The sequence below is a fragment of the Proteus sp. G2673 genome, from assembly GCF_009915125.1.
GTDB lineage: Bacteria > Pseudomonadota > Gammaproteobacteria > Enterobacterales > Enterobacteriaceae > Proteus > Proteus penneri.
In genome coordinates this window covers 20961-36048 of the sequence record NZ_JAABLT010000001.1, presented here as the reverse complement: position 1 = coordinate 36048, position 15088 = coordinate 20961, and the positions used below count along the sequence as shown (strand labels likewise).

14 protein-coding genes are annotated in these 15088 nt (G+C 38.5%); 7 read left to right on the top strand and 7 right to left on the bottom strand.

Features of this window, described 5'->3' with window-relative positions:
• Positions 1 to 50: 50 nt before the first annotated feature.
• Together ycaC and GWI59_RS00165 are read left to right on the top strand one after the other, a co-directional pair.
• Positions 51 to 674, top strand: a complete 624-nt coding sequence (gene ycaC / locus GWI59_RS00170) for an isochorismate family cysteine hydrolase YcaC (protein WP_072063835.1) — start codon at positions 51 to 53, stop codon at positions 672 to 674.
• A 122-nt stretch (positions 675 to 796) separates the two neighbouring features.
• The gene (locus GWI59_RS00165) at positions 797 to 1993 is read left to right on the top strand and encodes a lactate oxidase (RefSeq protein WP_109848543.1); all 1197 of its coding nucleotides are present in this window, start codon (positions 797 to 799) and stop codon (positions 1991 to 1993) included.
• Positions 1994 to 2076: 83 nt separating this feature from the next.
• Here GWI59_RS00165 and eptB read toward each other — a convergent pair whose 3' ends face one another.
• Positions 2077 to 3768 (bottom strand): kdo(2)-lipid A phosphoethanolamine 7''-transferase, encoded by a 1692-nt coding sequence (gene eptB, locus GWI59_RS00160; protein ID WP_161723659.1) that lies wholly within the window; start codon positions 3766 to 3768, stop codon positions 2077 to 2079.
• 528 nt (positions 3769 to 4296) lie between these two features.
• On the opposite strand from eptB, the gene fdhF reads away from it, so the two are divergent.
• Positions 4297 to 6441, top strand: coding sequence for a formate dehydrogenase subunit alpha (fdhF, locus tag GWI59_RS00155; protein ID WP_109399396.1), 2145 nt, complete (start codon positions 4297 to 4299; stop codon positions 6439 to 6441).
• Positions 6442 to 6700: 259 nt separating this feature from the next.
• On the opposite strand, the gene GWI59_RS00150 is transcribed toward fdhF, so the two are convergent.
• Complete coding sequence (locus GWI59_RS00150; protein ID WP_109399395.1) at positions 6701 to 7588, bottom strand: 2OG-Fe dioxygenase family protein; 888 nt, start codon at positions 7586 to 7588, stop codon at positions 6701 to 6703.
• Between the two features lie 169 nt (positions 7589 to 7757).
• Positions 7758 to 9371 (bottom strand): sigma 54-interacting transcriptional regulator, encoded by a 1614-nt coding sequence (locus GWI59_RS00145; RefSeq protein ID WP_072063829.1) that lies wholly within the window; start codon positions 9369 to 9371, stop codon positions 7758 to 7760.
• A 404-nt stretch (positions 9372 to 9775) separates the two neighbouring features.
• Here GWI59_RS00145 and hydN point away from each other — a divergent pair, with 404 nt between their 5' ends.
• The 4 genes from hydN (at position 9776) to sugE (ending at position 11492) form a co-directional block, all read left to right on the top strand.
• Positions 9776 to 10333 (top strand): electron transport protein HydN, encoded by a 558-nt coding sequence (gene hydN / locus GWI59_RS00140; RefSeq protein ID WP_072063828.1) that lies wholly within the window; start codon positions 9776 to 9778, stop codon positions 10331 to 10333.
• 72 nt (positions 10334 to 10405) lie between these two features.
• Positions 10406 to 10747 carry a hydrogenase maturation nickel metallochaperone HypA gene (gene hypA / locus GWI59_RS00135; RefSeq protein WP_006535441.1) on the top strand — a complete coding sequence of 114 codons (342 nt, stop codon included), beginning with the start codon at positions 10406 to 10408 and terminating at the stop codon, positions 10745 to 10747.
• An 8-nt stretch (positions 10748 to 10755) separates the two neighbouring features.
• Positions 10756 to 11046 (top strand): hydrogenase maturation factor HybG, encoded by a 291-nt coding sequence (gene hybG, locus GWI59_RS00130; RefSeq protein WP_006535440.1) that lies wholly within the window; start codon positions 10756 to 10758, stop codon positions 11044 to 11046.
• Between the two features lie 131 nt (positions 11047 to 11177).
• Complete coding sequence (gene sugE, locus GWI59_RS00125) at positions 11178 to 11492, top strand: quaternary ammonium compound efflux SMR transporter SugE (protein WP_006535439.1); 315 nt, start codon at positions 11178 to 11180, stop codon at positions 11490 to 11492.
• Positions 11493 to 11557: 65 nt separating this feature from the next.
• Here the strand turns inward: sugE and frdD are convergent, their stop codons facing one another.
• Genes frdD through frdA form a run of 4 tightly spaced genes read right to left on the bottom strand, consistent with a single transcriptional unit; the run spans position 11558 to position 14866 of the window.
• Entirely contained in the window at positions 11558 to 11917 is a 360-nt protein-coding gene (frdD, locus tag GWI59_RS00120; protein ID WP_006535438.1) for a fumarate reductase subunit FrdD, read from the bottom strand.
• Between the two features lie 15 nt (positions 11918 to 11932).
• A complete protein-coding gene (gene frdC, locus GWI59_RS00115; RefSeq protein ID WP_072063826.1) occupies positions 11933 to 12325 on the bottom strand; it encodes a fumarate reductase subunit FrdC in 393 nt (130 codons plus the stop codon).
• 14 nt (positions 12326 to 12339) lie between these two features.
• Positions 12340 to 13077 carry a succinate dehydrogenase/fumarate reductase iron-sulfur subunit gene (locus tag GWI59_RS00110; RefSeq protein ID WP_006535436.1) on the bottom strand — a complete coding sequence of 246 codons (738 nt, stop codon included), beginning with the start codon at positions 13075 to 13077 and terminating at the stop codon, positions 12340 to 12342.
• Entirely contained in the window at positions 13070 to 14866 is a 1797-nt protein-coding gene (gene frdA / locus GWI59_RS00105) for a fumarate reductase (quinol) flavoprotein subunit (RefSeq protein ID WP_006535435.1), read from the bottom strand. The genes GWI59_RS00110 and frdA overlap by 8 nt, the downstream gene beginning before the upstream one ends.
• Between the last annotated feature and the right edge of the window lie 222 nt (positions 14867 to 15088).

The following is a 15088-nucleotide window of genomic DNA, read 5'->3' as shown; positions in this document are numbered from 1 at the left end:
GTGCTATGATTTAATTGAGTCTTACCTCTATTATACTATCGGAGATTATTATGAGCTTTAAATATCATCGTATTGATAAAGATAATGCCGCTGTTCTGTTGGTAGACCATCAAGCAGGATTACTCTCTTTAGTCAGAGATATCGAGCCAGATAAATTCAATAATAATGTATTAGCGCTAGCCAATGCCGCTAAATACTTTAATTTACCTACCATTTTAACCACCTCATTTGAAGATGGCCCTAATGGCCCTCTAATGCCTCAACTTGTTGAAATGTTCCCAGATGCCCCTTATATCGCCCGCCCTGGACAAATTAATGCATGGGATAATGAAGACTTTGTCAAAGCAGTTAAAGCGACAGGCAAAAAACAACTGATTATTGCAGGTGTTGTGACTGAAGTTTGTGTCGCATTCCCTGCATTATCAGCACTTGAAGAAGGTTTTGAAGTGTTTGTTGTAACCGATGCTTCAGGGACTTTCAATGCTATTGCTCGTGACTCTGCGTGGGATAGAATGTCAAAAGCAGGGGCGCAATTAATTAACTGGTTTGGTTTAGCTTGTGAGTTACACCGTGATTGGCGTAATGATGTTGAAGGATTAGGCACACTGTTTGCTAACCATATTCCAGACTATCGTAATCTTATGACAAGCTATAATACTTTAACAAAAAAGTAAGCGGTTAATTTAAGTTTTATCCAAAAATAGGGCTTATATTATTTTTTGAAAAATATAATTTAATTAAAATTTAAATTTATTAAATTATAGATATAAGCCCTTAATTAACAACCGGATCGAAAATGAAAAGCAAAATATTAAAAACAACCGCTATTGCGATGGCATTAAGTGTGGGTGTTGCACAAGCGGCTGAATATAAAGCAAGTACTGCTGAAGGCCCAATAAAAATAGTCAACCTAAAAGCCATGGAAGCACAAGTTCAAGCTAATATGGAAAAAGGCGCTTTTGGTTATATTCGAGGTGGTGCAGAAGACGAAAATAATTTACGTTCAAATACGACTGCATTTGATAAAAAATATATTATGCCTCGGTCATTACAAGGCATCGAATTTTCTGACTTAAATTTAAAAACAGAATTTTTAGGTATTAAATTAGATACGCCTATCATTCAGGCACCGATGGCAGCTCAAGGGCTTGCTCATCAACAAGGCGAAGTCGCCACAGCAAAAGGTATGGCAAAAGCAGGTTCTATTTTTTCATTAAGTACTTATGGTAATAAAACCATTAAAGAAGTGGCAGATGCTCAACCGGGTTATCCTTTCTTCTTTCAATTGTATATGAGTAAAAATGATGCCTTTAACGAGTATATTTTATCTCAAGCAAAACAGTATGGCGCTAAAGGTATTATTATGACTATCGACTCTTCGGTTGGTGGTTATCGTGAAGATGACGTGAAAAATAATTTCCAATTCCCATTAGGCTTTGCCAACTTAGAAGCATTCGCAAAAATTAGCGATGATAAATCTAAGACAGGTAAAGGTGCGGGTATTAGCGAAATTTATGCACAAGCTAAACAAGCCTTCACACCAGCAGATATTCAATATGTGAAGAAAATGTCTGGTTTACCAGTGATTGTAAAAGGTATCGAATCACCTGAAGATGCAGATACTGCCATTAAAGCTGGCGCAGATGCGATTTGGGTGTCTAACCATGGTGGTCGTCAATTAGATAGTGCTCCAGCAACCATTGATGTATTACCTGCGATTGCGAAAGTGGTGAATAAACGTGTACCTATTGTTTTCGATAGTGGCGTACGTCGTGGCTCTCATGTTTTTAAAGCATTAGCGAGTGGTGCAGATGTTGTGGCTGTTGGTCGCCCGATCCTTTATGGATTAAATTTAGGGGGAGCTGAAGGTGTAAATTCAGTTATCCAACATTTAAATAAAGAATTAAAAATTAATATGATGTTAGGTGGCGCAAAAACAGTAAAAGATATTCAGGCAACACATCTTTATACTGATGCTAGCTTTAATCAATAATTAGCTTATTTATTAAGTTAAGAAGAATAAAAACCCCACGCTTAAGTTGAGTGTGGGGTTTTGTCTAATGGCTCATTAAAGATTTATTTTTCAGTTGATGGTGTCTCACCAAAACAGAGATTATTTTGATTATTAATGCCACCATCGGGAGATGAATAACCTAAACAACCCAACATTGAATCAAAAATATTGTGATGATAGAACGTGCGCTCCGCAACTTGATTGCGTTTTAGGTTATCAAATAACTGCTTGTTTTCAGGCTCTGCTAAATAGCTATCCGACATCCAAACTAAGAAAGGCACTTTAAATTGTTCTGGTGGTGCGATTTCTTTTGGTGTGCCGTGTAAGCCACCTTTTTCTGAAATAGACTCACCGTGATCGGAGGTATAAAACACAATGGCTTTTTTATCGCGTAATGTGTCGAGTATGCCATCAATAAAATAATCGGTATAAAGAATAGAGTTATCATAAGCATTCACTAATTGCCCTTTAGTACACTCATCATCCACATTTAAACATTCAGGTTGATATTTTTTGAATGATTCTGGGTAACGTTGAGAATACATAAAGTGAGAGCCTTTAGTGTGTAAAATCACTAAATGATTTCCTTTTGGACGCTGAGAAACCGCATTCGCCGTTTCAGCAATTAATAAAGTATCATCAAGCTCTTTACCAAAGTTGCTGTTTTTGGCGGTCATCATCTCTTTCATCGCATAATTATCTAAATCAAGCTTATTGTAAAACCACAATTCACTTTGCATTGAAAAGAGTTCTGATGTCATACCTAGCTGTTTCAGAACTGAGAAAATATTGTTCTCTTTTAATGTTCGCTGATCGTTACTTTCTGTTCCGTTTTCTCGCACAAACATACATTTTAATGAAAGCTTGGTTGCGGTATCACAAGAAATACCTTTAAAGGCGACAAGATTTTTTTCTTGGCTTAATAGAGGATTGGTTTGACGCTCATATCCTAATAATCCCATATGATCCCATCTTGCTGTTTCACCAATAATAAAGACAACATACACATCCTCATTAGCCTTTGATGGTTGGTATGTGAAATGATCAGCGGGATCAAAAATATTTTGGTTATTAAACGTATCGTCATACTGCGTTATTGCATATTGGAATAATGGAATGATCCAGTTTGTGGGCAAGTATGCATAACTTAAGCCCCCACTGTAGCTTGGTAAATCTAAGTTATTTTTGATTTCGTAGGCTTTCTGTTTTGAATCTAAGGTCTTTAGATAAGCAAATACAGCGACGGCAATCACAAGCATTTTAGCTGTGTTTTTTATCCAGATTTTTTTCTTCTGCTCTGTAGTGAGATTTTTTTCTGGTTTTTTACATAGCCAAATAAGTGCTAATGGTAAAATAGATAAGCCAACAATCCAAATAATGACATTAGGACTAACCAGCTCTTTAGATAAATCGGTATCTGTAGTGAGTGTTGAAATGATAATACCGTAACCAATGACAACATCGTAAAACGAAATATAGTAGCTAGCACAAACGCTGACGATAAGAATAAAAGAAGCGACTATTTTAAAAAAAAGGGAACCAAAAAAGGAAAGAAAACGCAGTAAAAAGAAGGTAAAGGCAATATTAACGACAACTTCACCTAGAATATATAATGCATCAATGAGGGGGTTATTTGTATTCTGTGTGCCGTATCGGCCAATGTAAACGGAAATATTTAGAAAAAAACCAAGATAGATAGCTAAAAAAAGGACAATATTTTCTTTCGAAAACCTTAAAAACTTTAATTTTTGCATGTTCAGTTATTATCAATGTATAGGGTGTAGAGGTCTTTAAGACCACGAAGTTGTTTTCAGGTTCAGTATTATGTTCTTTTTTTTATTGAAGTTTAAAAATTTTTTATTTGAATTACATTAATATCAAAATTATTAGTTTTGAATAGTTCTAGTAAATAGGCGTATTGATAGCGATATTAGAAAGTTGTCATCATTATATATGGCAAGATCCGGATAGAGGCAGATAAGAACGTGTATTTGCACAATCGCTATTTTCGCTAAATAAAGAACGTTCCTTCGCTATAACGTCTTATGTATAACGTGTTTTTATAGGTATCTTAATCGACATAAATATCGTCATTAGTGTCGAACATCGCTTGCTAATTTAATCTTTATTATTTTCTTACTGATTTTTTGATTTTATTTTTCTTTATTTTTCATAGTATTGCAGAAATATAAAAAAGCGCGCTTCTTTGGCACACTCTCTGCATAGATAGAGGAGAGAATCGGGTAATAACCTGAAAGTTGATGAACACAGGAGCAATGTTGATGAAAAAAGTCATCACGGTCTGTCCGTATTGCGCCTCAGGATGCAAAATCTACCTGAAGGTGGAAAACGGTAAAATCATTGGCGCTGAAGGAGCCAATGGTTTAACAAACCAAGGTGAGCTGTGTCTGAAAGGGTATTATGGATGGGATTTTATCCATGATACTAAGATACTGACTCCACGTCTTAAAACACCAATGATCCGTCGTGAAAGAGGCGGAAAATTAGAAGCGGTTTCTTGGGAAGAAGCGATTGAGTTTGCAAGTAGCAAGCTTCTTGCTATCAAAGAGAAATACGGCGCTAAATCTATTATGACAACCGGTTCATCACGAGGCCCGGGTAACGAAGCTAACTTCGTTATGCAGAAATTTGCTCGTGCGGTTATCGGAAATAATAATATAGACTGCTGTGCTCGTGTCTGACACGGCCCTTCGGTTGCAGGTCTGCAGCGTTCGGTCGGTAATGGTGCTATGAGCAACTCAATCGTTGAGATTGAGGATACCAAATGTCTATTTGTCTTCGGCTATAACGCCGCAGACTCGCATCCTATTGTTGCTCGCCGTATTGTTAAGGCGAAAGAAAAGGGTGCCAAAATTATTGTATGTGACCCTCGTTACATCGAAACAGCACGCTTAGCTGATTTACACTTAGGCTTGAAAAATGGCTCTAACATTGCGTTATTAAATGCGATTGCGCATGTGATTATTGAGGAAGGATTACATGATAAATCCTTTATCGAAAACCATACTGAGCAATTTGAAGAATATTGTAAGTTAGTTGAAAGCTATACACCTGAATCAGTTGAAGAAATAACAGGCTTAAGTGCGCAAATTATTCGTGAAGCTGCGCGTATGTACGCAAAAGCAGAAACAGCAACAATTCTTTGGGGGATGGGTGTGACTCAATTCTACCAAGGTGTTGAAACTGTTCGTTCACTGACTAGTTTGGCGTTATTAACTGGTAACTTAGGTAAAAAATATGTCGGGGTTGGCCCTGTTCGTGGTCAAAATAACGTACAAGGTGCGTGTGATATGGGAGCATTACCTAACACACTACCAGGTTATCAATACGTTACTGACGAAAAAGCGCGTGAGAAATTTGCTAAATTCTGGGGCATTGAATCTATGCCTGATGAAGTAGGCTATGCGTTGAGTGAAGTTCCTCATAATATCGATCATGGCTTATTAAAAGCGCACTATATAATGGGTGAAGATCCACTGCAAACAGAGCCAGATTTAGCAACCATCCGTAGAACTTTTGAAAAGCTGGATCTACTGATAGTACAAGATATCTTTATGACCAAAACGGCGTCTATTGCTGACGTTATTTTCCCTGCAACATCATGGGGCGAGCATGAAGGTGTTTATACTGCAGCAGACCGTGGTTTCCAACGTTTCTATAAAGCGGTTGAACCTGTTGGTGATGTGAAAACAGACTGGCAAATTATCAGTCTGATGGCAACTGCAATGGGTTATCCAATGCATTACAACAATACCAAAGAAATTTGGGATGAGTTGCGTGAGTTATGCCCAATTTATTACGGTGCGACTTACGAAAAAATGGCGGACTTGGCTTATATTCAATGGCCTTGCCCAACAGAGGATAGCCCAGGTACACAATATCTGTACGAAGGCGGTAACTTTGATACCCCTAACGGTAAAGGTCAATTCTTTACTTGTGACTGGGCGCCACCCATTGACAAACTTTCTGATGAATTCCCAATGGTACTGGCAACAGTCCGTGAAGTTGGGCACTACTCTTGTCGTTCAATGACAGGTAACTGTAAAGCATTGGCGGCATTAGCTGATGAGCCGGGCTATGTTCAGTTAAACACTGAAGATGCCAAACAACTAGGAATTAAAGATCAAGAGCTAGTTTGGATACGCTCCCGTCAAGGTAAAGTGATTACGCGCGCTGCAGTCAGTGATAGACCGAATAAAGGCGCGGTATATATGACTTACCAGTGGTGGATTGGTGCTTGTAACGAACTCGTTGCAGAAAACTTAAGCCCAATTACTAAAACTCCTGAGTATAAGTATTGTGCAGTATGTGTTGAGCCAATCAAGGAGCAGGCTCAGGCAGAACACTATGTGAAAACGGAGTACAGCAATATTAAACGTCGTTTAAGAGAAGCCGCCGAGGGCTAATCTGACCTAATTAGTATTGTTTTTCTGCCTTAAGACCGAGTTTATTGACTTGATGTTAATAAACTCGGTTTTTTTATGGTTTTTTATTACTGTCGGCGTTTTTCTTCTTCTGCTTATCGTCAAAAAATCACTTAATTTTTGTTTGAATATTCACCATACGTTGGCTCACAATAAAAAAGTGATATGTTACTTTTAATATAATCCTTTTCTAAATCAAGTGGATAAATTGCTTTTTAATTTATGCAATAATAATTTATGACTAAGCAACTGACTGATTTAAATAAAGCGTTAAGGGTAAATCAGGGTGTGCATTCATTGAGTCGAATTTATGTGATGGGTGAGCATCAACGGTGGGATAACGAGATAATAAAACCATAAAATCTTGGTAAGCCTGATTTTTATTATCATGAGTGAAAATAGGTGTACCGCTATGATTTAATTCATTATCTGCAATTAATAGAACATCAAGATATTGCGCATTATTGTGTTCATAAAGCACATTTTCAGGGTTAATTTTTTGCCAAGGTGTTCCTATAGCTTCTTGTGGTGAATGGACACGTAAAGCACCAGTATTATCTTTTACATTATGCTTATTCATCATAACAATCATGGTGTGGTCAACGCCATCCTTATGCACACCTTCAATTGAAAGTTCACTTAAAGAGTCTGGTTGAGCAATTAATCTTAAATGAAAAACAGTCGATATTGATTTTGGCGATTGTTGATCTGTTAAGTGACGAGGGGTAAATGCATTTCCTTGAATTAATAGCATTTTTAATTTTAACAAGGCTTGATAGGCCGTATTGCTCTGCCAGCGATCATCCAGCGCTCTAAAATGCCTTTGTGCACCACTGTCTTCACGAATAAATCCATCTTCTTCGGTGAGAACAAAAGGTTGATACTCTAGTCTGGAGATGGTTTCGATATCATTATCAAAAAGGTAGCGTCCTGTTCGAGTATGGCGAAATGAAAGAGTTGGATCTTGCGCCAAATAGTCGCCATATTCCATTAATGTATTAATATCTTTTTCTTTAGCACCTAATTGTTTTATTAAATCAATGACAATATTTTGGGGAATAAAAACATATTTATTATTTTTGTACTCTTTTTTTATTTCACTAATTTTATCTATAAGCAGGCTATTCATATATAATATGCTCCATTGATTGTTTATATTATTAATAATTAATTAGAGGATTATCTAATGAAATACGATCAATTAAATTATAGATAGAGACTAATAAGTTTCAAATAAATGAAATAAAAGAGTGTAATAAATTAATTACACTCTAATTAAATAAGTAATTATTTCAGAATTAAAGTATCTCTGGAATTGAAATACCTAAGCGTTGCATTCGTGATAATAACGTTGTTCTTTTTAATCCTAATTTTAAAGCGGCACCTCTAGCACCAGCAACTACACCGTTGGTTTCTCTTAACGCTTGAATGATCCTTTCTCTCTCCTCATCATCACTTTCTGGCGCATTAGTTTGCATACGCTTTTCAATAGATGAAGGTTGAGATAGCACCTGTTTTAAACGAGAGGGCTTATTAATGTGAAGCTCTTTTAACTGAAGATTTAATGTTGAACCTCGGGTTAAAATAACCGCACGCTCAATAATATTTTCAAGTTCACGGACATTACCCGGCCATGGATAAAGTGTTAATTGTTCCAATGCGTTAGCGGGAATACAATCTATTTTTCTATCCATTCTTCGCGCAATTTTTTGCGTAAAATGTTTTGCTAAAAGCGGAATATCTTCAGGTCGCTCTCTTAATGGCGGAATAATAATAGGAAAAACATTAAGACGATAATAAAGATCTTCTCTAAACTCACCTTCATCAGTTAATTCATGAAGATCTTTATTCGTGGCTGCAATCAGCCTAACATCAACAGGAATAACTTTATTACCACCCAGTCTTTCTATTTCTCGCTCTTGAAGAACACGCAGCAGTTTGGGTTGTAATTCAATGGGCATATCACCAATTTCATCTAGAAATAGTGTACTTTTATCCGCCATTTCAAATCGGCCAATATGTGTATTCGTTGCACCAGTGAATGCACCTTTATCGTGACCAAAGAGATCGCTTTCTAAAAGGCCAGAAGGTACGGCTGCGCAGTTCATTTTTATCATAGTCTTACTTTTTCGCTGACTTAGACGATGGATAGCGCGTGCAATTAATTCTTTACCCGTCCCTGTTTCACCCAATATAAGAACGGTACTATCACTTTGTGCTACTAATTCAATTTGTTCGAGAACATTATGCATAGCATCGCTTTGATAAATAATCTCACTAAAACCTGCATTATTATCTATCTGTTCATTAAGCCAAATATTCTCATTCTTTAAACTATCTTTTAAATGCGTTATTTCTTCATAAGCGGCCGCATTTTCAATGGCAATACCAATACGAGCCGCAATTTGTTGAAGCAATTGGCAAGTATCGTTAGTAAAAACACTTCCTATTTCATGTGCTAAAATTAATAAACCGAGAGGTTTATGATTAAAAGCCAGTGGCAATAACAAAGCCGTCTGCATATTTTGCTTAATTAGACGCTTAATCAAAACATCTTCCTGATCTTCTTTATTAATATCAATTAAGACAGGTTTATTCTGATTAATAATTTCTTCGGCTTTGTTATTCGCGCTACTGAATTTACGTTGTTGGCGAATAACAGATTTTCCAGTCTGATAACGACTAGAATAAAGAATACCTTCACTATTATTTTGTGATGAGGTACGGCATAACATAAGACTAATATGGTTTAGTCCAAAAAAACGATGTATTTCTTTAGAGACTTCAGAAATAAGACCATCCATGTCTAGATGAGCTAATACAGAATTTGTGATATCAACCAAAATTCGATATTGGTTGCGCTCATTACGAAGGCTCTCCATAGTTTCAGCATTGTTACTGCTTAATTTCATGACACCACCGATTGCCCTAAAAAATTAGCTATATTGTAGTAGGTTTAGAATAAATTTATATCAATGACTGAATCATTTTTGATCCAACCCGCTATTTTTGTATATGTAATGAAACTTAAGAATATAAACGCATCAAACCATTATATAATTTAATATATAGCGATTTATTTTATCGTCAATTTTGTCGAATAATTTGACGAAGTGACTTATCTATTAATCAATAATCATTTTTATTTGAAAATTATTTAATTGAAAAATAAGGAATAGTTATATCAAAAATATATTGGCATGAACTGTGCTAGATTCATTCTATTGATACTCTAATTATTACTCTTAATTAGAATAACTCATTGCATTTATCGCCATATATAACGGCTATATATAACAAAGATCAGGAGAATATGATGAACCGTTTCATCATTGCAGACCCTAAAAAATGTATTGGTTGCCATACTTGTGAAGTGGCTTGTGTTGTGTCACATCAGCAAGCAGACCAAGATAATTTAGCCATTGACCAAATTAGTGAGCAGAATTTTCAACCGCGAATTCATGTGATCAAAGGATTCTCAATCAGTACGGCAGTTGTTTGTCATCAATGTGAAGATGCCCCTTGTGCCAATGTGTGCCCGAATGGCGCTATCATTCATAACAAAGATTATTACTATGTCGATCAGGAAAAATGTATCGGCTGTAAAACCTGCGTACTGGCTTGTCCTTATGGCACGATGGAAGTGGTTTCTCGTCCTGTTATGCGCAAATCAACCGCGCTTAATACCATTGAGGCATTTAAAGCGGAAGCAAATAAATGTGACTTATGCCACCACCGTGAAGCGGGCCCTGCATGTATTGAAGTTTGCCCAACTCATGCTCTAGTGTGTATTGATAGAGATGCGCTTGAAGAGATGGTTAAAGAACGCCGTCGTAAAGCCGCTTTTGAAACCGGTGCTGAATTGTTGTTCTAAGATCAATAATAAAGCAACTATGTACTGATACTATAGTTGCTATTATTTATTCTGCTTCAATAAGGTATCGACATGCATGAAATCACGCTTTGCCAGAGCGCATTTGAGATAATAGACTCTCAAGCTAAATTAAATAATGCAAAAAAAGTAAAAAGCGTATGGATGGAAATTGGCGCATTATCTTGTGTTGAAGTCAGTGCACTTGAATTTTGTTTTGATATTGTTTGCAGAGACACCCTTGCCCAAGGCTGTGAATTACATATTGAGATTATCCCCGCGAAAGCATGGTGTTGGGATTGTCATCAAGTTGTCACTGTTTCAACCTTTAATGCAGGTTGCCCGTCTTGTGGTAGCCAGAATCTGCGCGTTGAAAGTGACGATGCAATGCGAATAAAGCAAATAGAGATCGAATAGAGGTTGTTATGTGTCTTGGTATCCCAGGCCAGGTTGTTGAAGTTGGAAAAACAATCACTGAAAATGCAATGGTCGATGTTTGTGGCGTTAAACGAGAAGTCAATATTGCGCTAGTCTGTGAAGGCGAGCCTCATACGATGATCGGAAAATGGGTGCTGGTGCATGTAGGTTTTGCTATGAGTATCGTCAATGAAGAAGAAGCAAAAGAGACACTGGATGCTCTGATGGCCATGGGAGAAGTGGAAAATGATGTCTCTGCTTTTCTTTATGGTGAAGAGGGCGCACCAAAGAAAAATTGAGTTAGTTTTGTACTATTGCACGATTAATTTCTTTTTCTTATACTTAACCTTCATCTTTTAAAAGCTGGGACGGCCCAGCTTTTTGTCTTTGTATTCAGGGGACGACCCCAATTTATCGAGTAGGGGACGTTATGTCTTGGATTATTCTTCTTATTGCGGGTTTATTAGAGATCGTTTGGGCTGTCGGCCTTAAGTACACACACGGTTTTACGCGTTTAACACCAAGTATTATTACCATTAGTGCCATGGTTGTGAGTATGGGAATGTTGTCTTATGCCATGAAAGGCTTACCAGCGGGCACGGCTTATGCGATTTGGACAGGCATTGGTGCTGTCGGTACGGCAATTTTTGGTATTCTCGTGTTTGGTGAATCAGCCAATATCTATCGTTTATTGAGTTTAGCAATGATTATTTTCGGTATTATTGGACTGAAATTAGCGAGCTAAACCAGAATATCAGGCACAAAAAAGCCACTCAATTGAGTGGCTTTTAATCTTCACGTATTAATCAATTACAGTGTAAATACGCCAATAATAGCGATAACACTGATAATTGCTGCACCACCATAGAATACCCATTTGCTTGCAGGTACATGCACTTTAAAATCGTGCAAAGTATGGTGAATACGGTGTAATGCACACCAAACTGGCAGAATGATCATTAATAGTAAGAACAGACGGCCAATAATGCTTTGGCTAAATGCCATAATACGTTCATAAGTAAATGCTTCTGGCGCAATACCCATTGGGATTAGGATACCGAGCAGGATAATAATAGCTGGAGAGACAATTGCACTCCACATACCACCTGCACCAAATAATCCCCAGAAAATAGGTTCATCAGAGCGCTTAGGAAGTTGATTCTGATTCATTATTTCCCTCCTGGGTTACATTAACGCTACTGCCAGAATAACGGCAGTAACAACGATAGTGACAGCCCAAAAACCACGAACAATAGGTTCTTGAGGCATTTTTTCATCTTTAACGACGATATTTACGGCTTTCGGTGCAAGCTTAAACCAAGTTGCAGTATGAAATACCGTCGCAATAAGGGTCACAATGTTAATCAGCATTACAATTGGGTTGCTCAGGAATCCAACGAAACCTGCCCAACTTTCTGGTCCATTTTTCAGTGCGAACACACCAAACAGTACAACCAGACTGAACCAAAGTTGTGGAAGACAAGTCCCTTCACGGGTGATATAGAAACGATAGAAACCGAGTTTCGTCCACCAGTTTGGTTGCATGCCACGAACATAAGGCTTACGTTTTGTTGTCATGTCTTGTTTCCTCCTTAACGTGGTTTCAGCATCGCAATGACAAAGTCTTGCGCACTGGCTGCTTTACCTTGCTGAATAGCGGCAGCAGGATCCACATGTTTTGGACAGACTTCAGAACAGTAGCCAACAAAGGTACAAGACCAGACACCGTTCTCACCATTTAACTGAGGCATACGCTCTTTTGCACCATGGTCGCGATTATCTGTGTTGTAACGTTGAGCTAATGTAATCGCTGCTGGGCCAATAAACTCTGGGTTTAGACCAAACTGAGGACATGCTGCATAGCAAAGACCGCAGTTGATACAACCAGAGAATTGGTGGTATTTAGCCATTTGAGCAGGAGTCTGTTTATTCGGACCTTCAGAAGGCTTACGATCATTACCGATAATATAAGGTTTAATCGCTTCTAAGCTTTCGATAAAGTGAGTCATATCAACAACAAGGTCACGTTCAACAGGGAAGTTACCTAGAGCTTCAACTCTTATGCCGTTTGGATATTCACGAATAAACGTTTTACAAGCCAATTTAGGCACTTTGTTGACCATCATGCCGCAAGAGCCACAAATCGCCATACGGCAAGACCAACGGTAAGAGAGATCAGGCGCTAAATTGTCTTTAATATAACCCAATGCGTCCAGTAATGAGGTTTGCTCATCATAAGGTACATCATAAGTGACGAAATGAGGCGCTTCGTCCGTTTCTGGGTTATAGCGCATGACTTCCATCTTAATGTGCTTCATGTCATCAGCCATTCGCTTTCTCCTTATTCTGCTTGTCTTGTGCAGTCGCTTCACCACCATAGACACGTTTAGCAGGAGCAGACTTAGTGATCTTCACATCGCTATATTCTAAACGAGGGGCACCTTCTGGGTTATAGAACGCCAGAGTATGTTTTAGGAAGTTCACGTCATCACGCTCAGTACAACCTTCGTCAAGACGTTGGTGTGCACCACGAGACTCTTTACGATTGATTGCAGAATGAGCCATACATTCAGCGACATCTAAACCAAAGCCAAGCTCAATTTTGTACAGTAAATCGGTATTAAAGACGCTACTGGTGTCTTTAATTTCAACATGTTTGAAACGTTCTTTTAATTCAGCCAGTTTATCAACGGTTTTTTGCATTAATTCAGGTGTACGATAGATACCGCAACCTTCTTCCATTGATTCACCCATTTCATCGCGAATTTGTGACCAGCTTTCAGAACCTTTTTGGTTCATCAGTTTTTTCAGGCCATCTTCAATGTCACGAGTACGAGCATCTAATGCTGATGCGTTAGCTGGTGCTGCTTCTTGAGCACAACGAACCGCTTCTTCACCTGCAAGACGACCAAATACAACCAGTTCTGCTAGTGAGTTAGAACCTAAACGGTTAGCGCCGTGTAAGCCAACAGATGAACATTCACCTACTGCAAACAGACCTTTAATACGAGTTTCTGTTTGTTGGTTGGTTTCGATACCACCCATAGTGTAGTGAGCAGTAGGACGAACAGGGATTGGCTCATTTACTGGGTCAACACCCACATACGCTTTTGCCAGTTCACAAATAAATGGCAGACGTTCATGAAGTTTTTTCGCACCCAGATGACGTAAGTCAAGATGAACAACATCACCACGGTGAGTTTTGATGGTACGGCCTGCACGCCACTCATGCCAGAAAGCTTGAGAAACTTTATCGCGAGGGCCTAATTCCATGTATTTATTTTCTGGTTTACCTAATGGTGTTTCTGGTCCTAGGCCGTAATCTTGCAGATAACGATAGCCATCTTTATTGACCAGAATACCACCTTCACCACGACAACCTTCGGTCATCAGGATACCTGAACCAGGTAGTCCAGTTGGGTGATATTGAACAAATTCCATATCACGCAGTGGAACGCCATGGCGTAAAGCGATACCCATACCATCACCCGTCACAATGCCACCATTGGTATTGTAACGATAAACACGTCCAGCACCACCCGTTGCCATAATGACCGCATTAGCACGAATTTGAACTTTCGTACCTTCCATCATATTGATAGCAACAAGACCACGAGCGTGACCTTCATCAACAAGGATATCGAGAACAAAGTGTTCGTCGAAACGTTGAATCTGTGGATATTTTAAGGATGTTTGGAACAGGGTATGTAGCATATGGAAGCCGGTTTTATCGGCTGCGAACCAGGTCCGTTCGATCTTCATCCCACCAAAACGTCGGACGTTGACTGACCCGTCTTCTTTACGGCTCCAAGGACAGCCCCAGAGTTCTAGTTGAGTCATCTCTGTTGGACAATGCTCAACGAAGTAATCTACGACATCCTGTTCACACAACCAGTCACCGCCTGAAACGGTATCATTGAAGTGGAAATCATAGGAGTCGTGAGCCTGAGTCACTGCTGCTGATCCGCCTTCTGCTGCCACGGTGTGGCTACGCATTGGGTAAACTTTTGAGATCAGAGCAATTTTCAGTTGAGGATTCGCTTCCGCTGCAGCTATTGCTGCTCGTAAGCCTGCGCCCCCGGCTCCGATTATCGCTATATCGGCATTAAAGGTTTGCACTGCGCTTCTCCATTGTTCAAGTGAAAATTGGAATAATTGTCTAGAATTCAATTCACTGACATTATTAATTTGTAATGCTATTTTTTTAAGCTATCCGTAACGAAATTGTTTCACTGCCTTGTGACTACGCTTGATAACATCTTTATTATCATTGACTGTAATTTTAGTATAACGAAATGTAGGGCACCGAAATTTGATATGAATGATGGTTTTCCCGTATTT